The following is a 20,690-nucleotide window of genomic DNA, read 5'->3' as shown; positions in this document are numbered from 1 at the left end:
AGGTCGGGCGTGGTCAGCCCGTGCTCGGCGGAGAAGCCGTTGGCCGCCACGAACACGACGTCCGCGCGGATCTCGCCGTAGGCCCGCAGCGCCCAGGCGTCGACGGCGGCGCGCGTACGGTGCCGCACGCGCCCCCCGACGAGATGGAGCTGCATGCCCGGGTGGTCCGCGAGGCGGGCCGCGATGGGCAGCGAGTGGGTGACGACGGTGAGTTCGGCCTCCAGCGGGACGATGCCCGCGAGGCGGGCCACCGTCGTACCGGCGTCGAGGATCACCGTGCCCTGCATGGGCAGCTCGGCGAGGGCCGCCTTGGCGATGCGGTCCTTCTCGTCGGCCGCCGTCGACTCGCGCTCGGCGAGGTCGGGCTCGAAGTCGAGCCGTCCGGCCGGTATGGCCCCGCCGTGCACCCGGCGGAGCAGGCCCGCGCGGTCGAGGGCCTTCAGGTCGCGGCGGATCGTCTCCGCCGTGACCTGGAACTCCTCGGCCAGCGAGACCACGTCCACCCGGCCGCCGTCACGGGCCAGCCGGAGGATCTCCTGCTGCCGCTCCGGTGCGTACATGTCCGTTCGCCTCCGACCAGTGCCCGAACTTGTGGTTTCGCTCGGAGGCTACGCCCGGATTTCGGGAAAGTAAACAGGTTCGGGCACGAGGTGGACATGAACGGGCGCCGCGTCAGGTGTGCCGCCGCGTTTTGATCTTCTGTTGGGCGGCGATGACGGCGCGGGCCAGTTCGTGGCGGGCGGCTTCCTGCCGCATGGCCCTGGCGAGCTGGGCGCGGTGGTCGGGGAGGGGGACCTTCATGGCCGGGCCCGGCTCGGGCAGAGCGGTGTCGATGTACTCGTCGACGCGCTCGACGACCTTGGCCAGTTCGGGCCGGACGGTCTCCATGTGGTCGGCGATCCCCTTGATCATGTTGCTGATCTGGGCGATGTCCTCGAAGTCGACGGCACGACAGGGCTTCTGGGCGAGGCGGCACTGCGCCTTGTAGAGGTCGTCCAGCCACTCTGCGGGCCGGTCGAACTCGGCGCCGGCCTGGTCCTCGCCGCGGACCTTCCGCATCCACGCGAAGACCTGCCGGTGGTGCAGGAACGTGTACGTGCCGAGGGCACCCATGAAGAGAGCGGAGACGGCGGTCACCGCGAGGGAGCCCGCGCCGGTGCCGATCGCCAGCGTGGTGGTGCTGGTCATCATGCTGTGGTCCGTTCAGGGGTGGGCGTCAGTTCCCGGCGGCGAGGTGACGCAGCGCGTCCACGTCGTGGACGACGAACCGGCGGTACCCGGCTTCGACGATCCCGTGGTAGCGCAGGGTCCTGATCGCGTTCTCCGTGGTGGAGACGGCGAGTTGGAGAGCGGCGGCGAGGTCCTTCTGGCTCGGGCCGGTGATCGTGACGCGGCCCGCCCGGGGGCCGGGGCAACCGGCGGTGTCGGCGAGGTGCGCCAGGAGCCTGCTGACCCGCTCCAGGGGTGGCCTGGTGGCCATGGTGTAGACGAGTTCGTCGCTGCGGTTGCGGTCCTCCAGGCTGCGCAGCAGGGCGCGTTGGGCCTCCGGGCGCTTGCGCAGCAGGACGTTGAAGTAGCGGGCGCGGCAGGGGATGACCAGGGTCCCGGTCAGGCATTTGGTGCGGACGGCGGAGTCGTCGGTGATGAGCTTGGCCTCGCCGACCAGCTGGCCGCGGCCCCGGAACCGGGTGACGGTGGGGACGCTCTCCCCCGCGCCCAGCGGGAAGCGGTCCTGTCGTACGACGCCGTCCCAGATGATGTAGACGTTCTCGTCGGCCGGTCCGATCGGCAGGTGCTCGTCGCGCGCGAAGGCGCGGGTGAGCAGGCCCGCCTGCAGCAGCGCACGCCAGTCCCTGGCCGCCAGGCAGCGCAGGAAGCTTCCCTCGGGCTGGCTCTCGTGGTCCAGCAGGAGGTCGGTCGGGCGGGCGGTGTCGACGGTCGGGGGCACGCTCACTCCCCCGCTCCGGCGTACGCGCCCTGCGGTGCGCGGTGGTGGCGAGGTATCACGGTAGGCATGGGGTCTGAATCCCTTTCCCTGTTTCTCTGTTCTGTTGAGGCTCTGGAACCCCGCTGGTCAGCGAGGTTCCGGAGTGACGGGTCCGGCCTCCCTCTCCGGGAGGTACGGCAATCGCCCGGTTGGTGAGGCCGGGCGGGCGGAAACAGCAGCGGGACAGACCGTACCGCTCGTCGCGAGAGATAAGCCAGTCGCGATTCCCAAGGTGCCGCGACGGATAGTGATCATGGTCGAAACACCCTCGCCACGGGGTTTTACGGCAGGCGATCGGGCGCAATCCGAATAGAAAAGTAGCCATCCATTACGCAATTACCAAACCGCTTATCCCCGTTGTTCACTTTCCCCCGGAGACGCGACGGGGGCCTTCTCCGCCGAGCGACATATGACGTCCACACAAACGGGCGGCAAAGACGAGAGGCCCCGGGGCACCACCCCCAGGACCTCCCGGAAAGGTCCGGACCCGTCAGGATCAGACCGCTGCCCAGTAAACACCACGGACCGCCTTTGGGTCACTCCCCATCAGGCAGGAAGCGGCTCCCGCCGCCGGATGGCCAGCCCAAATCCCCAACCATGGGGGACGTCACCGACAGCGCACCCTCCCGCACGCGCCGTCGAGACATCTCGTCCGGCCGCACGCTTTACCCCATTTGCGTATGCGCGGGCGAGTCCGCCCCTATCCCCACCGGGGTGGGACGGCTTCTCCGCGTGACAGCAATCGATCAGTACCAAACAGATTCGGCCAACGCGCCCCCGCCCGGCCGACGCCCGAATCGACCGACAGTCCGCCCGGCGAATTAACCGACCGAGGCCTCCGCGATTCCTTTCCGAGAGGCAATCCGCGCCAACAAGAAATACGGCGAATCCGCGCCAGGAAAGGATTCCCGCCCATGAATCAACGGTTCACCACAGCACATCGTCAAATATCGACTAGTGGATAAGGGCACCACTGCTCGGCCGGCCTCACCGCCCCCTTCCACCTTCACTCCCACCCCATCTTTCACCCTGTCAGTTTTCTTGCGGGGCAGGCGAGTTGAGTGCCCGCGCCGCTCCGAAGCCGGAGTGTCCAGCCCAGAAGCGGCTAATTGCGTACAGAGCGTGGCGTTCGGTACCGAGTCCGCCGTCGGATCGGCCCGACGCGCGCCTCCCTTCGCGCACCGGCGTACGCCAACTCCGACTGCTTGCGCCGAGCGCCCCGCCCCCGGTACGGCCTCGGGGCGGGGCGCTGTCGTATGCCGGTGTAGGGCGTCAACTCCCGTCGGGCGCAACCTCCTTGGCCGTCCGCCCCGGCAGCGCGAACATCAGCAGGAAGATCAGGCCCATCACCGCGGCCACCCACCCCAGCGCGTTCTGGAAGGCGTCGACGAACGCCGGCCCCACCTCAGCCGCCGTCAGCCGGTCCCCGATCGAGCCGAAGAAGACCACTGACACCAGCCCGAGCCCCAGCGCGTTGCCCATCTGCTGCACGGTGTTGATGAGTCCGGACGCGGAACCCGCGTGCTCGCGCGGTACTTCGGAGAGGATCGTGTCGGTGAGCGGAGCGAAGATCAGGCCCATGCCGACCCCCATCACGACGAGCGGGAGCGCCATCTGCCAGGAGGCGATGGCCAGTTGGTACCGGTCGGACTCCCAGAGGTAGAGCAGCACGCCCACCGCCATCACCAGCGCACCGGCCTGGAGGACGTTGCGTCCGCCGACGCGCGGCACCAGTTTCTGTACGGACAGCCCGGCCGCCACCGAGACCGCGATGGAGAACGGTACGCCGGTCAGCCCCGCCCGCAGCGGGCTCCAGCCGAGACCGGTCTGCATGTACAGCGTCCAGACGAGGAAGAAGATGCCGAGTCCGACACCGAACACGGTCTGCACGGCGATGCCGGCCGCGAAGCTCTTCACCTTGAACAGGGAGAGTTCGACGAGCGGGGAACCGTCCCGCGCGGCCTTCCGCTTCTCGTACGCCACCAGTGCGCAGAAGACGCCGATCGAACCGGACATCGACACGAACCCCCAGGCGGGCCAGCCCAGTTCGTCGCCGCGGGTGAGGGGGTAGAGCAGCATCAGCAGCCCGAGGGTGACCAGGGCGACGCCGACGAGGTCCAGCTTCAGCGCGCGCGGGGCCTTCGACTCGGTGATGAAGCGGCTGCCGAGGATCAGGCCCGCGATGCCGACGGGCAGGTTGATGAGGAAGATCGGGCGCCATTCGAGGCCGAAGAGGTTCCACTCGGTGAGCAGGGCGCCCAGCAGCGGTCCGGAGACCGCGCCCAGGCCGACGATCGCGCCGAACAGCCCGAAGACCTTGCCGCGTTCGTGCGCCGGGAAGGTGGCGTGCACGATCGACAGCACCTGCGGCACCATCATCGCGGCCATCCCGCCTTGCAGAATGCGGGAGGCGACCAGCATCTCCGGGTTCGCGGCGAAGCCGCACAGCGCCGAGGCGAGCGTGAAGCCGCCGATCCCGAGGAGGAACAGCCGCTTGCGGCCGTAGATGTCGCCGAGCCGTCCGCCGGTGATGAGTGCGGCGGCGAAGGCGAGCGCGTACCCGGCCGTTATCCACTGGATCTGGCTGAACGAGGCGCCCGCGTCCCGCTGGATCGACGGGATCGCGACATTGACGATCGTGACGTCGACGAGGTCCATGAAGGCCGCGGTCATCACGATCGCGAGGGCGAACCAACGCCGCCGGTCGGCCGCGGCGGTCACGGGGACTGCGGGGGCCGGGCTGTCCACAAGGGTTTCGGTGGAGGTCATGGCTCGAAGCTATGACCCCATTAGGTCAGATCGTGTCCTAGTTCTACGGCATCCTCGAATCCATGACGACGGTGACGACGACGGAGGACTCATGACGACGGACACCCCGGCCCGGCTCCTCCAGCTCCTCTCCCTCCTCCAGACACCCCGCGAGTGGCCCGGCGGCGAGCTGGCCGACCGGCTCGGGGTCTCCCGCCGCACGGTCCGGCGGGACATCGACCGGCTCCGCGAACTGGGCTACCCGGTGCAGGCGACACTGGGCGCCGACGGCGGCTACCGGCTGGTCGCGGGCAAGGCGATGCCGCCACTCGTCCTGGACGACGAGGAGGCGGTGGCCATCGCGGTCGGCCTGCGGGCGGGCGCCGGGCACGCGGTCGAGGGCGTGGACGAGGCGTCCGTACGGGCACTGGCGAAGCTGGAACAGGTACTGCCCGCGCGCCTACGGCACCGGGTCGCCACCCTCCAGGCCGCCACCACCCCGCTGACCAGTGGCGACGGTGCGAGCATCGCCCCCGAGACGCTGACCGTGATGGCCTCGACGGTGGCCGGCCGGGAGCGGCTGCGGTTCGCGTACCGCGCCAAGGACGGCACCGAGTCGCGCCGCGTGACGGAGCCGTACCGACTCGTCTCGACCGGCCGGCGCTGGTACCTCGTGGCCTACGACCTCGACCGCGAGGACTGGCGGACGTTCCGGGTCGACCGGGTCAGCGAGCCGTTCGCGACGGGGGCGCGGTTCGCGCCGCGCGAGCTGCCGACGGGGAGTGCGGCGGAGTACCTGCGGCAGTGGATGTACCGGCGGCAGGAGGCCTACGAGTACACCGTGACCTTCGCCGCGCCCGCCGACGTCGTCGCCGCGCGCATCCCGGCCTGGCTGGGCACGCCCGAGCCGCTCGACGAGCACAGCTGCCGCCTGCGCGCCACGACCGGCGACGAGGTGCGCTGGCTGGCCGCCCGGCTGGCCCTGCTGGAGTACGAGTTCACGGTCCAGGAACCGGAGGAACTGGTGCGCTGCGTAAGGGAGTTGGGGGAACGGCTGAGCAGGGCGGCAGCGGGAGGACCGCTACGGCGTGAGTGAGGCGGGCGGAGCGGAGCGGGTGAGGCAGGGGCGCGCGAGCCGACCTCGCACCGAGCCACACGCGATCCCGCACCGGACCCCACCTCACGCCGTCTCACCCCACCCCCCGGGCCGTCCCGATCTCCCCCCAGGGAAAGTCCCGCAGCGCCCGCAGGTTCCGCAGCGCCGACTCCGCCGGGTCGGCGACCGTTCCCGGCTGTTCCTTTCCGGTCGCCCAGCCCTCGACAGCCGTCCGTACGGCGGCACTCGCCACGGCGGCGGCGAAGCGCAGCTCCGGGGAGGTCGCGCTCGGGGCGCGGGCGGCGAGGGTGGGGTCGCCGTGGGTGACACGTTCCAACAGCACTTCGCCCAGGGTCCGTTCCGATGCCTGGCAGACCTCCGCCCACACCCTGCGCAGGCCGGGGCTGGACTCCGCCATGCCGATCAGGGTGCGCACCCAGGTCCAGGAGTTCACGGAGACGCCCACCCCGGGGGTCAGTGTGTGGCGCACCCCGTGTTCCAGGGCCTCGGGCACCGACAGTGCGGGCGGGGCCGCGCGCACCGCGTCCGCCCAGCGCTGGGCGCCGGCCGCGTAGAGCGGGGCTACGGCCTCTTCCTTGGTGGCGAAGTAGCGGTAGAAGGTGCGCGGGGCGATACCGGCGCTCTGGGCGATGTCCTCGGCGCGGGTGGCCCGTAGCCCGTGTCTGGCGAAGAGTCCGGCCGCCGCCCGGGCGATCTCCATCCGGGTCTCGGCCTTGCGCCGCTCGGTCAGTGAGAGCGGTGCGGAGGGAGAGGCGGGACGGGAATCCGGTGTTGGGGTGGGGCTGCTCACACCAGCAGGCTATGCCGCTGTGGCACAATCTGCCATTCGGCGGGCCACCCCGGTGTTCAGGTACGGGGTGCCCCGCCATCCAAGCGTGTCCGCACCTCGCCCCGCCCCGTCCCGTGCGTGAAAAAGAGCCGGGCTCCGGCGCCTGGGGGGACAGGTGCCGAAGCCCGGCTCGGGAAAGTCCCGGCGCCGGGGGGGATTTGCGTCGGGACTTGGCTCAGAGGGTCTCGGGGCAGTGCGTCGGGCCCGAACTCCTGGGCCCTGAAGTCTTGTTCCCAGAGCTCCGCAGGTTGAAGCGGCGTCGCGCGGGCAGGTTTGCGCGGTCTCCCGCCACCCGGCGTACGCGGCTTGGCGCGGACCAGGGTCGTACGCGCCCCCATGGCCGCCGGGCCGGGTGCCGGACGCTCTCGCGCCCGGCACAACTCCCGCCCCGCTCGCGGCCGTTCGGCCCGCTTACGCCGCCGCGTCGAACCCGGTCTGGCTGGCCAGCTTCTTCAGTTCCAGCAGGGCGTGCTTCTCGATCTGGCGGATGCGCTCGCGGGTCAGGCCGTGCTCCTTGCCGACCTCGGTGAGCGTGCGCTCCCGGCCGTCCTCCATGCCGTACCGCATCTTGATGATGGAGGCCGTGCGCTGGTCGAGGCGGCCGATCAGGTCGTCCAGTTCCTCGCTGCGCAGCAGGGTCATCACGGACTGCTCGGGCGAGACCGCGGAGGTGTCCTCCAGGAGGTCACCGAACTGGGTGTCGCCGTCGTCGTCCACCGACATGTTCAGCGAGACCGGGTCACGCGCCCAGTCCAGGACGTTCGTCACGCGCTCCGGAGTGGTGTCCAACTCGGCGGCGATCTCCGCGTGCTCGGGCTCCCGCCCGTTCTTGCGGTTGAACTCGCGCTGCACTCGGCGGATCCGGCCCAGCTCCTCCACCAGGTGGACGGGGAGCCGGATGGTCCGGGACTGGTCGGCGATCGAGCGGGTGATGGCCTGGCGGATCCACCAGGTCGCGTACGTCGAGAACTTGAAGCCCTTGCGGTAGTCGAACTTCTCGACCGCGCGGACCAGGCCCGCGTTCCCCTCCTGGATCAGGTCGAGGAGGGGCAGGCCGCTACGGGGGTAACGGCGGGCCACGGCCACGACCAGACGGAGGTTGGACCGGATGAAGACGTCCTTGGCACGCTCCCCTTCGGCGACCAGGGCCTCCAGCTCTTCGCGGGAGGCGTCCGCCTGGGACACCTCCTCGCCGTCGAGGACCTGGCGCGCGAACACGCCCGCTTCGATGGTCTGTGAAAGCTCGACTTCCTTGGCGGCGTCGAGCAGCGGTGTGCGCGCGATTTCGTCGAGATACATGCCGACCAGGTCGCGGTCGGCGATCTCGCCGCCATGGGCGCGAACACTGCGTGCCACGCCGGAGGTCTCGCCGGAGGCGGACTTACGACGGGCGACGGCACGGGTTGCCATGCGTGCTCCCTTGCGATGGTGGGGTCAGCAGGTGTTCGTCAGGTGTTCCTGTGATGCCTCGGCACTCTTCTCGTGTGCCCTGCATCTGATGGAAACAACGACTGGAATCCGGACAGAATTCCCGACCCACTCCCCTATTTTTCTGATCTTGCAGTACCCTGTCCGGCCACAAGGGGGTAACGATGCCGTCGGAACATACAGAGGTGCAGGTCAGGCCAGGAGTCGAGAGTGACCTCGACGCCCTCACCGACATCTACAACCACTACGTACGCGAGACGCCGATCACCTTCGACACCGCCGCCTTCTCGCCGGAGGAGCGCCATCCTTGGCTGCTCTCCCACCCTGAAGACGGGCCATACCGCCTGAAGGTTGCCGTGGACGGGACCTTCCAAGGAAACTCACAGCGAATCCTCGGCTACGCCACATCCAGCCCTTACCGGGCGAAGCCCGCCTACTCGACCTCGGTCGAGGTCACGGTCTACCTCGCCCCGGACGCGGGCGGGCGCGGCATCGGAACACTGCTCTACAAGGCCCTGTTCGCCGACCTGGCGACCGAGGACGTCCACCGGGCGTACGCGGGCATCGCGCAGCCCAACGAAGCGTCCACGCGGCTGCACGAACGCTTCGGCTTCCGGCCTGTCGGCACCTACCGGGAGGTGGGCCGCAAGTTCGGCCGCTACTGGGATGTCGCCTGGTACGAGAAGGAGTTGTAGCCCTTCCCGAAGGGAAGGGCCCTTCGGCGCGGGCTCAGCCGAACTGCACCGACCGCTTCGCCATCCCCATCCAGAACCCGTCGATCACGGAGCGCTGCGCGTCCAGCTCGCCGGCGGCCTCCGCCGCGCCCATGGTGACGAACAGCGGGGCGAAGTGCTCGGTGCGCGGATGGGCGTAGCGCCCGGCCGGTGCCTTGTGGAGGAAGTCGAGCAGGCCGTCCCAGTCCCGTGCCTCCAGTGCCCGCCGGCCCCAGTCGTCGAACTCGGAGGACCAGGTGGGCACTCCCCCGCCGGTGTGGCGCAGGGCGGCCAGATTGTGGGTGAAGAAGCCGGAGCCGACGATCAGGACGCCCTCGTCTCGCAGCGGCGCCAGCTTGCGGCCGATCTCCATCAGCTTCACCGGGTCGAGGGTCGGCATCGACACCTGGAGGACCGGGATGTCGGCGGCCGGGAACATCTCGACGAGCGGGACGTACGCCCCGTGGTCGAGGCCGCGGTCCGGGACGTCCTGCACGGGGATGCCCGGGGCGCGCAGCAACTTCCGTACCGATTCGGCGAGTCCGGGGGCGCCCGGGGCGTCGTAGCGGACCTGGTAGTAGTGCTCGGGGAAGCCCCAGAAGTCGTAGACGAGGGGGACCGGGTCGGTGGCGGCGAGGGCGAGGGGGGCCTCCTCCCAGTGGGCGGAGACCATGAGGATCGCCTTGGGGCGGGGGAGGTCGGCGGACCAGGCGGCGAGTTCGCCGGGCCAGACGGGGTCGTCCGCGAGGGGCGGGGCGCCGTGGCTGAGGTAGAGGGCGGGCATGCGCTCCGGTGCGGCGGTGGACATGACGGTCACTCCCCATGATCGAACTCGGTACTTGAACTCTCAAACTTCCTGTGCGGCAGCTTACGCCCCGTTTGTTTAACCTTCAAGGAGAGCTCTCGTACAGTGGAGTGCATGAACACGGCACCCGCGCCCGCTGACGAAGCGGCACCCGCTGACGAAGCTCGCTGGCTCACCGCCGAGGAGCAGCGTGTCTGGCGCTTCTACATGCACGCCAGCACCCTCCTGGAGGACCATCTGGACCGTCAGCTCCAGCGGGACGCGGGCATGCCGCACATCTACTACGGCCTTCTCGTGCAGCTCGCCGAGTCCCCGGGCCGCCGGCTGCGGATGACCGAGCTGGCCATGAACGCGAAGATCACCCGCTCCCGGCTCTCGCACGCGATCGCGCGCCTGGAGAAGAACGGGTGGGTGCGCCGCGAGGACTGCCCCTCCGACAAGCGCGGCCAGTTCACGGTGCTGACCGACGAGGGCTACGGGGTGCTGAGCCGTAACGCGCCGGGTCATGTGACCGCCGTACGGCAGGCGTTGTTCGAGCGGCTGACCCCGGAACAGCAGAAGTCCCTCGGCGAGATCATGGAGATCGTCGCCGAGGGACTTCAGCCGAACGAAGCGGGTGCGGATCTGCCCTGGCTCCGCTGAGCCGCTCAACTCAGCGGGGAGCCAGGGCAGTTCCTGGGAGTCGTACGTACGGGGCGTCCCCTTCCCCGTACGTACGGATGGTGCGAAGGGGGTACGACCGGGTCGGGCGTCGTCAGTGGGCGACGACCGGGACCTTGAACTCGTCCTCGACTCCGTCACCGGAGGCGACCGGGTCGGAACCCTGCTTGCCCGCGTTGACGAGGACCGAGACGATGATCGCGGCCGTCACCAGCATGCCGACGGCGAACCAGATGGCGTTGGTGTAGCCGTGCACCTGGCCCTGCAGCGCGACGAGCTGCTGCTGGGTCTTGGAGGTGCCCGCACCGGCGATGTGGTCCTTGATGTACGCGGTCGTCGCGGACGCGGCGATCGTGTTCAGCAGGGCCGTACCGATCGCGCCGCCCACCTGCTGCGAGGTGTTGACCATCGCGGAGGCGACACCCGCGTCCCGGGGCTCGACGCCCAGGGTGGCCAGGGACATGGCCGGCATGAACGCCGTACCCATGCCGAGGCCGAGCAGCAGCATCGCGGGCAGGATGATCGAGGCGTACGACGAGCCGATCTCCAGCTGCGTCATCAGGAGCATGCCGACCGCGGCGACCAGGAAGCCGGGGCCCATGAGCAGGCGGGCCGGCAGGCGGGTCATCAGGCGGGTGCCGATCTGGGTCGAGCCGACCATCATGCCGACGATCATCGGCATGAAGGCGAAGCCGGTCTTGATCGGCGAGAAGCCCTTCACGACCTGCAGGTAGTAGGTGAGGAAGAGGAACGTGCCGAACATCGCGATGATGGCGATGCCGAGCGAGAGGTAGATACCGCCGCGGTTGCGGTCGGTGACGACGCGCAGGGGCAGCAGCGGGGCCTTGACCTTCGCCTCGACGATGACGAACGAGACGAGCAGGACGGCCGACGCGATGAAGAGCGCGATGGTCGAGGAGTCGCCCCAGCCGTTGGACTCGGCGCGGGTGAAGCCGTAGACGAGAGACACCAGGCCGAGGGTGGAGAGCAGGACACCCGGGATGTCGAGCGGGTTGCGGTTGCGGCCGCCCTCCGGCTCACGGATGACGAAGTACGCGCCGAGCGCGGCGACGATCGCGAACGGGATGTTCACGAAGAACGTCCAGCGCCAGTCCAGGTACTCGGTCAGCACACCGCCGAGGATGAAGCCGACGGCGCCGCCGCCACCGGCGATCGCGCCGTAGATACCGAACGCCTTGGCACGCTCCTTGGCGTCCGTGAACATCACGGCGAGCAGGGACAGCGCGGCGGGCGCGAGCAGTGCGCCGAAGGCGCCCTGGAGGGCACGGGCGCCGAACATCATGGCGCCGGTGGTGGCCACACCGCCGAGGGCGGACGCGGCGGCGAAGCCGGTCAGACCGACGACGAAGGCGCGCTTGCGGCCCCACAGGTCGGCTATACGGCCGCCGAAGAGGAGGAGTCCGCCGAAGGCGAGGGCGTAGGCCGTGACGACCCACTGCCGGTTGCCGTCGGAGATGCCCAGGTCGCTCTGGGCGGACGGAAGGGCGATGTTCACGATGGTCGCGTCCAGCACGACCATCAGCTGGGCGAGCGCGATGAACGCGAGCGCTTTCCAGCGGTTGGAATGGGCTTCGTGCTCGGCGGCCTCGGAGGCCTTGTCGCCCTTGTCGAGAGCGCCTGGGGCGCTTCGGGCTGTTTCAGACATGGTGGTACCCACTTCGGGACTTCGTGACGGAAAAATACGGAAGAAGGACGTGATCGGGGACGGCTCGTGGCCAGTAGCCGGTTGCTACGGCGACGAGAGCCGGGAGCTTGTTGTTGAGACTGGCGTGACGCTCTGGACTAATCGGCGCTGAACTAATCGGTCAGGGCTGCCGGAGATCCTCCATGGTCGCGGCCGTGCCGGGCAGGACCGAGCGGGCCGGGGCCCGCAGTCCGTCCAGGAACAGCTGCAGGTGTCGGTGTACGAAGCGGTCGGCGCTGAGGCAACCGGTGCCGGCCGGGGGCCTGCTGAGCTGGGCCACGGCGACCATCAGATCGCCGACACCCACGTCGGACCGGAGCTGCCCGGCCCTCCTGGCCCGTCCCATGACCTCGTCGATGAGCTCCTCGACCCGCTCGCGCGCTGCTTCCAGATCCGGGTGGAACTGGTCGAACGTGCTGGAGATCATCGGGCACAGCGCGCTGATCCGTTCGTCGGCGGACACGTGCACGAAGCGCTCCAGAGCGGCGAAGGCGTCGCCGCTCTCGTCGAGCGCCTGCTCGGCGGCCTCCGACGTACGGTCCATGACCGAGACCACGACCTCGCGGACGAGGGCGTCGCGGTCGGGGAAGTTGCGGTAGAGCGTGGCGTTGCCGACGCCGGCCCGGCGGGCGATCTCGTCGAGCGGCACATCGGGGCCGAACTCGACGAACATCTCGCGGGCGGCGGTGATGATCCGCTCCCGGTTGCGCAAAGCGTCGGCGCGCGGCCGGGGCACCTTTCGCTGTACGGGGGTCGCGGTCGTCACGGCCAGCTCCTTGGGTTACGGGTGGCGATCCGGGGACTGAATCCCCGTTTCGCTCGGACACATGGCTAAACGGGGAAACGCTCCCCGGTTATTTCCCACCCGGCGGGTCATTTGATGTGACCTGAGTCACATCCCGTTTGGCTCCTTCTCCGCCTCCGTCCCACCACAACCACACGGTCGGTCTCCTCCAGCGCGCGCCCTCGCACCGCACGACACAGGGTGATCGAAAGGGTGCAGCCGGAGACCGGCGGCTGCCGTGGCGCGAAGGGTCCATGCATGCAGCCCAGCCGTCGGATACGCCCGCGCCGCGTGGCCGCCCTCGCGTCCGTGACCGTCCTGACCCTCGCGGTCAGCACCTCGGCCGGTACCGGACACCTCACCCCGGGCGCCATGACGGCGGCGGGCCCGGTCGCGCTCGCCCGCACCTCCGCACTCGGCGCCTGCATGATCAACGGCCCCCTCGACACCGAGATGTCCGAGGGCATCCCCACCCCCGGCGGCTACTCCCGCTCCACCGGCACGGTCCACGCCCTGACCCTGATGGTCGACTTCTCCGACGCCCCCGGCCAGGGCACCGCCATGGACCGCTACCACGAGTTCTTCCCCCAGACCCAGGAGTGGTTCGCCACCAGCTCCTACGGCCGCCTCGACTACCGCCCCGAGACCCCGGTCGACCACTGGCTGCGCATGCCCAAGCCCTTCAAGTCCTACGGCATAGAGCGCGGCGCACCCTTCGACCCCGGGTACCGGCAGCTCGTCCAGGACATCGTGGCCGCGGCCGACCCGACCGTGGACTTCAGGTCGTACGACCTCCTGAACGTCCTGGTGACCCCGAACGCGGGCCCCTCCGCGCTGGACACGGTCCTGTCGGTGACCTTCGCGGGCAACACGGAGGCCCCGGTGGCCGACGGCGTCCCCGTCTCGAACGCCTCCTTCGTCTACTCCCGCCAGGACGACGGCTCCGGCTCCTACTCCCGGACCGGCTACCGCGTCCTGCCCCACGAGAACGGCCACGTCTTCGGCCTCCCCGACCTCTACACCCAGGAGGGCGGGGGCTCGGTCGGGCACTGGGACATCATGAGCGAGGACTGGGGCGCCGACAACGACCTCCTGGGCTGGCACAAGTGGAAGCTCGGCTGGCTCGACCCCTCCCAGGTCAACTGCGCGATGACCAGAGGCACTTCGGAGTACACACTGACCCCGCTGGAGCGGCCCGGCGGCGACGGCACACGGCTGGTCTTCGTCCCGCTGTCCCGACGGACGGGCTACGCCCTGGAGTTGCGCACCCACGAGGGCAACGACGAGGCGGTGTGCCGGCCCGGCGTCCTCATCTACAAGGTGGAGGCGGACGTGGACACCGGAATGGGCCCGGTGAAGGTGTACGACGCCCATCGCAACAGCGGCGGCTGCACACGAAGCCCCAATGTGCACGCCGAGTTGTCGGACGCACCGTTCACGGCGGGCGAGACCTTCAACGATCCACGCCGCGGGATCCGGGTCGCGGTCACGGGGGCGGATGCGGCGGGGAACTACCGGGTGACGGTGACGCGGACGCGGTAGCCCTGCCGGGTGCGCGGACGGGGACGGGGACGGGGGCCCCATCAGGGCGAGGCGCCGGGGACGGGCTCGCACGGGCTTACCGTAGGGCTGCCGAGATCGCCGTACCGGAGAGCCGATGCCCGCTGAGACCACGTTGGACGCCCGTGCCGGAGCCGTGCCCGTCGAGGCGGTCGCCCCGTTGATCCGGGGGGTCGCCGTGGTACGTCAACTCACCGAGGCGGGCGGCACGTTGAGCCTCAGCGGGCTGGAACGGGCCACCGGACTCGCCCGTTCCACCGTCGACCGGATCACCGCGACGCTCGCCCGCATGGGATACGTCCGTCTCGACGGCCGGGACACGGTTCTCACCCCTCGGATCATGGAACTGGGCAACGCCTACCTGGCCGCCCTGCGACTGCCCTCCGTCCTGGACGCCCGCGCCGACGCCCTCGCCGACGAACTGGACGAGTCGGTGTCCCTCGCCGTCGCCGACCGGGACGGCATCCGCTTCATCCACCAGGCGACCCGCCGCCGCGCCATGTCCCTGAGCTTCCGCATCGGCGACCTGCTGCCGGCCGAACGCACCGCCCCGGGACCGCTGTTCGCGACGGAGTGGACGGAACGGGACTGGGCACGGTGGCGCGAGCGCCGGGCCGCGGACCCGGAGGACCGGGACTTCCCTGCCGTACCCCCGCGCTCACCGTCGTCCCCCGCGCCCGACCTCGAACGGTCGGCCGCACAGGCCCGCGAGGACGGCTGGGCGCTGGACGACCAGTTGATCGAACCGGGGCTGGTGGCGGTGTCCGTGCCGGTCCGCGATCCCCGTACCGGCGCGATCGCGTGCGTGGCGAGCGTGGTGAGCCACACCAGCCGGCATACGGCGGAGGAGCTGCGGAACACGCTGTTGCCGCGGCTGCGTGCGGCGGTCGAGGCGATGGAGGAGGACCTGCGCGCCGCACCCCAGGGAGACTCGGTGGCCGCCCCCTCGGGCCTGGCGACCTGGACGGGCGCATCCAAGCAGGAACTGGGCCGGGAGTTCGTCGAGTCGCTGGCCCGCGGACTGACCGTCCTGACTGCCTTCGGCGAGGGCCGCGCCGAGCTGACCCTGACGGAGGTCGCCCAGACGACGGGACTGGCCCGGGCCACCGCCCGCAGGGCGCTGATCACCTACGAGCACCTGGGCCTGGTCGCCACGTCCGGCGACCGCCGCTTCACCCTGACACCCCGGGTCCTGTCGCTCGGCTTCCCGCCCCTCTCCCGTACGACCCTCCCCGACCTCGCGCTCCCCCACCTGACCGCCTTCGCCGCCCGCGTCCACGAGTCGGCGTCCCTCGCGATCCTCGTGGGCGACGACATCCAGTACACGGCCCGGGTCGCCACGAGCCGCGTGATGAGCGTGAACATCGCGGTCGGCACCCGTTTCCCGGCGTACGCGACGGCACTGGGCCGCGTACTGCTGGCCGACGCCCCGCCCGCGACCGTACGACAGGCTCTCGCGGACGCCCGCCCGCTGACCCCGCACACGCTGACGGACCCCGGAGCGCTCTCGGCCGCACTGGAGACGGTCCGGTCCCAGGGACACGCCCTGGTGGACGAGGAGTTGGAGGTCGGCCTCCGATCGATCGCCGTGCCGGTCCGCGACCGCACGGGCCGAGTCGTCGCGGCGCTGAACACGGCGACGCACGTGGCACGCCGGACGACCGAGGAGTACGTCGCGGACGTCCTGCCCGAGTTGCTGGTGACGGCAGGGCGGATCGAGGCGGATCTGCGGGTGGCGGGGCGGTTCACCCGGGTGTCGGAGTCCTGACCCGGGAGGGAACTCGCGGGGCGCCTACGCCTCGATGCGATGGCGGGTTCCGGCGGGCGGCACGGGCGCAGCGCTGTCGGGATCGGCGGCCCGACCCGGGAGAGAACTCGCGTGACCGCTACGCCTCGGCCGCGGGTTCCGGCAGCAGACCGCGCAGCCGCACCACCCAGACCACGATCGCGGCCACGGTGATCGAGGCGACGGCGGTGGCCATGCCGGCCCGGATGCCGGCGGACACCGTGACACCGCTCGCGACCAGGGCGCCGAGCGGGACGCCCAGACCGGAGGAGAGCATACGGCGGGTGGTGTTGACCCGGCCCTGGAGCTCGGGCGGCGTCACCTCCTGGGAGTAGGTCATCGTGTTCACCAGCACGACCAGATAGGCGGTTCCCCAGGCCGCCAACGCGAACAGCGCTATCCGCCAGTCGGTGCTGAGCACGACCACGAGTCCGAGCAGCGCGCCGACCGGCAGCACCAGGAGCAGCAGCGGGAAGGCGTCGTAGCGGCGCCGCAGCCGTGGCAGGAGCAGGGAGCCGCCGATGCCGCCGGCGCTCCACGCCATGTAGAGCAGGCCGATACGGCCGTCGGAGCCGTGGATGCCGAGGACGCGGTCGGCGAAGACGACGAGCTGGCCGACGATGGCGCCGCCGGAGAACGACTGGAGGGTGCCGACCACGGTCATCACCCGTAGCGTCGGATGCCCGGCCAGGAAGCGCAGCCCCTCACCGACGGACTCCCGAAACCCCGGTCGCGGGCCCGAACGGGCGGCGCGGGCAGGAGAGTTGGCGACGGCCCGGAGGAACAGCGCGGAGCCGGCGAAGCTCAGGGCGTCGAGGGTGAGCGTGCCCACGGGGTGGACCAGGGCGATGAGGACGCCCGCGATGCCGTTGCCGATGATGCGGACGACGGTCTCGGCGCCGTAGAGCACGCTGTTGGCGTCGGGGAGTCTGTCCTTGCCGACGAGGGCGGGGACGAAGCCGTATCCGCCCGCGTCGAAGAAGAGGGAGAGGCCGGAGCAGAGGAACGCGACCACGACGACGTGTCCGACGGTCAGCGCGTGCAGGGCCTGTGCGACCGGGACGGAGCCGAGGCACAGGGCGCTGAGGCAGTCGGTCGCGATCATCAGGGTGCGCCGGTCGACGCGGTCGGCGACCGCGCCCGCGATCAGCCCGAACGCGAGGTAGGGCAGCGTGCCGGCAGCCGCGACCAGGGAGACCAGCAGCGGCGACCGGCTCTGCTGGAACACCAGGACGGGCAGCGCGACGGTGGTGACGGCGGAGCCGAGACCGGAGACGGCACGGGAGAGCCAGAAGTTCCGGAACGCCGGGCTCCGCCGGAGGGGCGGGCGTCGCGGGCCGCCTTGCGGGGTTGGCGGGGTGGTCGGCGGGGTGGCTTCTGTGTCGGTGACTCTGTCTGTCATCTGTCGAACTCCATGGCGAAGGACCGGCGGGCGCGGTGGCCCGTCGGTGGGGTGTGCTGCGGGGATGCCGGAACCCGAGTCGGAGTCGGAGTCGGTTCAGGGCATGAAAAAGGGTCGACACCCGGTCCGGTTGGTTGGTGACCGGAGGTGTCGACCCGAAGGATGAACTGGGCCAATTATAGCAGGAGTTGGGGTTTCGGTGCCGGGAGAGCGTGCGGTCGGTGGTGACCGCCGCCGGGGTCGGGGCGCTCTCGGCGGCCCGAGGCGCATCCAGAGGGTGAGTTCCTCACGGCTGTCCAGCGACACCTCCCTGGTCCTCCCACCCTGGGTGGACACCGACGTCACCGGCAACCCCGCCTACTCCAACGCGCCCCTGGCGTCGGCCCCCAGGGCCCCCACGGAACAACACGGAACAACTCGGAACACCCTGAAAAACGCCCGCTGACCACCGCCGTCCGGCGCCCGGGCCACCGGGACTCCCCACATCCCGGCCCCCCACCAACGCGCCGGACGTCAACGCGCCACGCGCTACACTGACGCCGGTGGCACAGCCGTACGCCGGCTACGCCACCACCGCGCCTTCGTAGCTCAGGGGATAGAGCACCGCTCTCCTAAAGCGGGTGTCGCAGGTTCGAATCCTGCCGGGGGCACCAGGTCTGACCAGCGCGTTTACCTCTCTGAGGTAGGCGCGCTGTTCGTCGTGGCCATGGCATTAACCATGAACAGGTTGCAGAGCCATGGCGAACGCCAAGAGCGAGTGACGTCAGCGCGGCAGTATCCGCCTCAACGGGGCCGGCTTCCAGGTCCGGGTCTTCGCCGGGCGTGACCCGCTCACGAAGAAGGACATCTACCTCCACGAGCAGGGCGACACGGAGGTCGGGGTCGAGAAGGCCCGCACGAAGCTCCTCCACCAGGTCGACGAGACGTCGTACGAGCGGGCCGAGGGCATCGTCCGCAACTACCTCAAGCCCACATTCGGCGACCTCAAGGCCGGCAACGGGTGCGTCAGCGCCGCAAGAGGGAGTGCCCGGTGAAGCGAATGTCGATCCCGGCGCGTTCGCCGGCGCGGGTGACGACGTCGCCGATGGACTCGGGCTCCAGCCCGCTCTCCAGCCCGCTCTCCAGGACGGTGTGCCGGCGATTGTGCAGGCGCCGCCAGGCATACCCGTCGGGGTCGTCCAGGCCGGCCGCGTCCTGCCACGCCTGCCAGGCCCGGACCAAGCAGATCGAGGCCCGGGAGCCGTGGGGGACCGGGACGATGCGCGGGTGAACCTTGGACACGCGCAGGTCGGTCCGGATACCGCCCGGGGTCTCGGCGTAGTCGCGGACCCGAGTGAAGGCGAGTTCGCGCTCGCGGCCGGCGACGGCTGCCGGAGAGACCGGGCCCACCCCCGTAGCCGGGCCCGGTCTCCCGCGAGTGACGACTCCTCAGCCCGCGAGGGCGAGCCACCCCGCCATGAGCAGCGTCACCCCGGCCAGGACCGCGGCCGTCACCGCACGCGGGCTCCACCGGCCGGTCCGGGTGTGCGAGGACCTGGCCAGGACGGCCGCCCCCGCCGCGAGGATCACCGGCAGCCCCGTCCAGAACACGACGATCGCGGCCGCACCGAGCACGGCCACCAACAGGGCGCGGAGACCGGTGCGTTCGGCGGGCCGTGCCGCGGCACGGCGCACGACCACTCCGAACACCACGGCGCTGCCCAGCACGGCGAACGCGACCAGCAGGGGCAGAACTCCGAGCCCGTGGTGGCTGGTCGACACGTCCCAGGTGTCGCCGTTCAGCGGTGTGCTCACGTAGGTACCGACCAGCATCACGCCGAGAGCGACGGCGGCGACCGCGACGGCCGTACGCACGACGTTGTCGCTTTCCTTCGGCATCGGCATCGGCATCGGCTTTGTGGATTCCACGGGTCCTCCCCCGGTCGGTGGCCCCTGCCGGACCACTCGGCCACCACATTGCGCCCGCCTCCCGCGGCTCCGCTGCTGACAACGACCCCGACCCGGCCGGGGAGTTGACCCGGCGGAGCAAGGACTCCGGTCCCGGGTCACCGGGACACGTCCGCTGCCAGACTGGGGGCACGCTCCGACCGCGGTCGGGCATGGAGGTGTGTGATGGCAATGGCCGGGAACACCGCGCGACAGCGACACGACCAGGCCCTCGCCTGGGCCCCGGCCGCCCTCACCGCCCTCGCGGGAGCCGGCGGCACGTTCATCGCCTACCTCCCGGACCACGGACTGCTCGCGCACGCCGGCGAGTTCGGGCGCGACACCCTGAGCATCACGCTCGCCGCCGTCAGTTGGGCCGTCACCGGAGCCACCCTCACCACCCTGCGCCCCGGAAACGCCATCGGACGGCTGCTGACCGCCGTCAGCCTCCTGCTCGCGCTCACCGCACTGTTCCAGGCCTACGGCGCGTACGGCGCCTCGGTGGCCGACCCGGCATGGCCCGCCGCCCGCCTGGCCGCCCAGTTGTTCAGCACACTGTGGCTGCCCGCCTGGCTGCTGCCGTACAGCGTGCTGTTGGTGCTGTATCCGCAGGGCCGGCCGCAGGGACGCCGTGCGCGGGTGCTCGCGTGGACGGCGACGGCCGGGCTCACGCTGGTGGTGGTCGGCGGTGTCTTCTCCCCGTCCTTCTACGACGACATGGTCGCGCACGGCGATCCGCCGCTGTCCGCCCCGGCAGCCTTGCTCTCCACGGCGTTCGGAGCGGGTTTTCTGCTCCTCGCCGCCGCGACGCTCGCCATCTGGGCCGACACCGGTGTCCGCCTGGCCCGCTCCCGGCCGCCGCAACGGCAGCAACTGGCATGGGTGGTGGCCGTCCTGCCGCCGATCGGCATCGCCACGTTCTTCACCGACCGGATCGTCTCCAACGCCCTCAGCATGCTGCTGCCGGTGGCCGTCGGCGTCGGCGTGCTGCGCCACCGACTGCTCGGCATCGATCTCGTCCTGCGCCGCTGGCTGGTGTACGGCACCCTGACCGCGGCCGTCGTCGCCGCCTACCTCGGCACCACCGCGCTCGCCGGCGCCACCCTCGGGCACGGTGTTCTGCCGGGCGTGGTGGCAGCCGCGCTGGTCGCGATGGGACTTGCCCCGCTGCGGGACCGGCTGCAGCGGGCCGTGGACCGCTTCGTGTACGGCGACCGCCGCGACCAGATCGGGAGAGCGG

General features: G+C 70.6%; 18 protein-coding genes and 1 tRNA gene. 7 read left to right on the top strand and 12 right to left on the bottom strand.

Going from position 1 to position 20,690, the window contains the following annotated elements; translation table 11 throughout:
* The 4 genes from R6V09_RS19645 to R6V09_RS19630 form a co-directional block, all read right to left on the bottom strand.
* A partial coding sequence (locus R6V09_RS19645; RefSeq protein WP_317882713.1) for a DeoR/GlpR family DNA-binding transcription regulator occupies positions 1-560 on the bottom strand: 560 nt, incomplete at its 3' end.
* 112 nt (positions 561-672) lie between these two features.
* The gene (locus R6V09_RS19640) at positions 673-1,191 is read right to left on the bottom strand and encodes a hypothetical protein (protein ID WP_317882712.1); all 519 of its coding nucleotides are present in this window, start codon (positions 1,189-1,191) and stop codon (positions 673-675) included.
* A 25-nt stretch (positions 1,192-1,216) separates the two neighbouring features.
* Complete coding sequence (locus R6V09_RS19635; RefSeq protein ID WP_317882711.1) at positions 1,217-1,948, bottom strand: Crp/Fnr family transcriptional regulator; 732 nt, start codon at positions 1,946-1,948, stop codon at positions 1,217-1,219.
* Positions 1,949-3,259: 1,311 nt separating this feature from the next.
* Entirely contained in the window at positions 3,260-4,756 is a 1,497-nt protein-coding gene (locus tag R6V09_RS19630) for an MFS transporter (protein ID WP_317882710.1), read from the bottom strand.
* Between the two features lie 91 nt (positions 4,757-4,847).
* Between R6V09_RS19630 and R6V09_RS19625 the strand changes: the two genes are divergently transcribed.
* Complete coding sequence (locus R6V09_RS19625; protein ID WP_317882709.1) at positions 4,848-5,831, top strand: helix-turn-helix transcriptional regulator; 984 nt, start codon at positions 4,848-4,850, stop codon at positions 5,829-5,831.
* Between the two features lie 94 nt (positions 5,832-5,925).
* On the opposite strand, the gene R6V09_RS19620 is transcribed toward R6V09_RS19625, so the two are convergent.
* Positions 5,926-6,642, bottom strand: coding sequence for a TetR/AcrR family transcriptional regulator (locus tag R6V09_RS19620; protein ID WP_442810088.1), 717 nt, complete (start codon positions 6,640-6,642; stop codon positions 5,926-5,928).
* 450 nt (positions 6,643-7,092) lie between these two features.
* Positions 7,093-8,091, bottom strand: a complete 999-nt coding sequence (locus R6V09_RS19615) for a sigma-70 family RNA polymerase sigma factor (protein ID WP_317882708.1) — start codon at positions 8,089-8,091, stop codon at positions 7,093-7,095.
* Between the two features lie 182 nt (positions 8,092-8,273).
* Between R6V09_RS19615 and R6V09_RS19610 the strand changes: the two genes are divergently transcribed.
* Positions 8,274-8,804, top strand: coding sequence for a GNAT family N-acetyltransferase (locus R6V09_RS19610; RefSeq protein ID WP_317882707.1), 531 nt, complete (start codon positions 8,274-8,276; stop codon positions 8,802-8,804).
* Between the two features lie 34 nt (positions 8,805-8,838).
* On the opposite strand, the gene R6V09_RS19605 is transcribed toward R6V09_RS19610, so the two are convergent.
* Positions 8,839-9,630, bottom strand: coding sequence for a dioxygenase family protein (locus R6V09_RS19605; RefSeq protein ID WP_317882706.1), 792 nt, complete (start codon positions 9,628-9,630; stop codon positions 8,839-8,841).
* Positions 9,631-9,741: 111 nt separating this feature from the next.
* Here R6V09_RS19605 and R6V09_RS19600 point away from each other — a divergent pair, with 111 nt between their 5' ends.
* On the top strand, positions 9,742-10,269 hold the full coding sequence (locus R6V09_RS19600) for a MarR family winged helix-turn-helix transcriptional regulator (RefSeq protein ID WP_317882705.1): 528 nt from the start codon (positions 9,742-9,744) through the stop codon (positions 10,267-10,269).
* 112 nt (positions 10,270-10,381) lie between these two features.
* On the opposite strand, the gene R6V09_RS19595 is transcribed toward R6V09_RS19600, so the two are convergent.
* Together R6V09_RS19595 and R6V09_RS19590 are read right to left on the bottom strand one after the other, a co-directional pair.
* Positions 10,382-11,953: an MFS transporter gene (locus tag R6V09_RS19595; protein ID WP_317882704.1), complete on the bottom strand. Its 1,572-nt coding sequence runs from the start codon at positions 11,951-11,953 to the stop codon at positions 10,382-10,384.
* Between the two features lie 160 nt (positions 11,954-12,113).
* Positions 12,114-12,758 carry a TetR/AcrR family transcriptional regulator gene (locus tag R6V09_RS19590; protein ID WP_317882703.1) on the bottom strand — a complete coding sequence of 215 codons (645 nt, stop codon included), beginning with the start codon at positions 12,756-12,758 and terminating at the stop codon, positions 12,114-12,116.
* A gap of 276 nt (positions 12,759-13,034) precedes the next feature.
* Here R6V09_RS19590 and R6V09_RS19585 point away from each other — a divergent pair, with 276 nt between their 5' ends.
* Complete coding sequence (locus R6V09_RS19585) at positions 13,035-14,318, top strand: M6 family metalloprotease domain-containing protein (RefSeq protein ID WP_317882702.1); 1,284 nt, start codon at positions 13,035-13,037, stop codon at positions 14,316-14,318.
* Positions 14,319-14,433: 115 nt separating this feature from the next.
* Entirely contained in the window at positions 14,434-16,104 is a 1,671-nt protein-coding gene (locus R6V09_RS19580) for an IclR family transcriptional regulator domain-containing protein (protein WP_317882701.1), read from the top strand.
* A gap of 118 nt (positions 16,105-16,222) precedes the next feature.
* Here the strand turns inward: R6V09_RS19580 and R6V09_RS19575 are convergent, their stop codons facing one another.
* Positions 16,223-17,524: an MFS transporter gene (locus R6V09_RS19575; RefSeq protein WP_317882700.1), complete on the bottom strand. Its 1,302-nt coding sequence runs from the start codon at positions 17,522-17,524 to the stop codon at positions 16,223-16,225.
* 577 nt (positions 17,525-18,101) lie between these two features.
* Between R6V09_RS19575 and R6V09_RS19570 the strand changes: the two genes are divergently transcribed.
* A tRNA-Arg gene (locus R6V09_RS19570) sits at positions 18,102-18,177 on the top strand.
* 352 nt (positions 18,178-18,529) lie between these two features.
* Here the strand turns inward: R6V09_RS19570 and R6V09_RS19565 are convergent.
* Entirely contained in the window at positions 18,530-18,913 is a 384-nt protein-coding gene (locus R6V09_RS19565) for a hypothetical protein (RefSeq protein ID WP_317882699.1), read from the bottom strand.
* 39 nt (positions 18,914-18,952) lie between these two features.
* Positions 18,953-19,432, bottom strand: a complete 480-nt coding sequence (locus R6V09_RS19560) for a hypothetical protein (RefSeq protein ID WP_317882698.1) — start codon at positions 19,430-19,432, stop codon at positions 18,953-18,955.
* A 204-nt stretch (positions 19,433-19,636) separates the two neighbouring features.
* On the opposite strand from R6V09_RS19560, the gene R6V09_RS19555 reads away from it, so the two are divergent.
* Positions 19,637-20,690 (top strand): hypothetical protein (locus R6V09_RS19555; protein ID WP_317882697.1); only part of this gene is annotated, 1,054 nt, incomplete at its 3' end.

Origin of the sequence: Streptomyces sp. W16, from assembly GCF_033194735.1 — a bacterium.
GTDB lineage: Bacteria > Actinomycetota > Actinomycetes > Streptomycetales > Streptomycetaceae > Streptomyces.
The sequence above is the reverse complement of the archived record's forward strand: the minus strand, read 5'-3'. Positions and strand labels throughout refer to the sequence as shown.

Bases quoted from the DNA above. Each gene is read 5' to 3' on its own strand.
- R6V09_RS19605 (WP_317882706.1), bottom strand. From the start codon at position 9,630: ATGTCCACCGCCGCACCGGAGCGCATGCCCGCCCTCTACCTCAGCCAC.
- R6V09_RS19580 (WP_317882701.1), top strand. From the start codon at position 14,434: ATGCCCGCTGAGACCACGTTGGACGCCCGTGCCGGAGCCGTGCCCGTC.
- R6V09_RS19625 (WP_317882709.1), top strand. From the start codon at position 4,848: ATGACGACGGACACCCCGGCCCGGCTCCTCCAGCTCCTCTCCCTCCTC.
- R6V09_RS19600 (WP_317882705.1), top strand. From the start codon at position 9,742: ATGAACACGGCACCCGCGCCCGCTGACGAAGCGGCACCCGCTGACGAA.
- R6V09_RS19615 (WP_317882708.1), bottom strand. From the start codon at position 8,091: ATGGCAACCCGTGCCGTCGCCCGTCGTAAGTCCGCCTCCGGCGAGACC.
- R6V09_RS19575 (WP_317882700.1), bottom strand. From the start codon at position 17,524: ATGACAGACAGAGTCACCGACACAGAAGCCACCCCGCCGACCACCCCG.
- R6V09_RS19610 (WP_317882707.1), top strand. From the start codon at position 8,274: ATGCCGTCGGAACATACAGAGGTGCAGGTCAGGCCAGGAGTCGAGAGT.
- R6V09_RS19595 (WP_317882704.1), bottom strand. From the start codon at position 11,953: ATGTCTGAAACAGCCCGAAGCGCCCCAGGCGCTCTCGACAAGGGCGAC.
- R6V09_RS19630 (WP_317882710.1), bottom strand. From the start codon at position 4,756: ATGACCTCCACCGAAACCCTTGTGGACAGCCCGGCCCCCGCAGTCCCC.
- R6V09_RS19640 (WP_317882712.1), bottom strand. From the start codon at position 1,191: ATGATGACCAGCACCACCACGCTGGCGATCGGCACCGGCGCGGGCTCC.
- R6V09_RS19585 (WP_317882702.1), top strand. From the start codon at position 13,035: ATGCAGCCCAGCCGTCGGATACGCCCGCGCCGCGTGGCCGCCCTCGCG.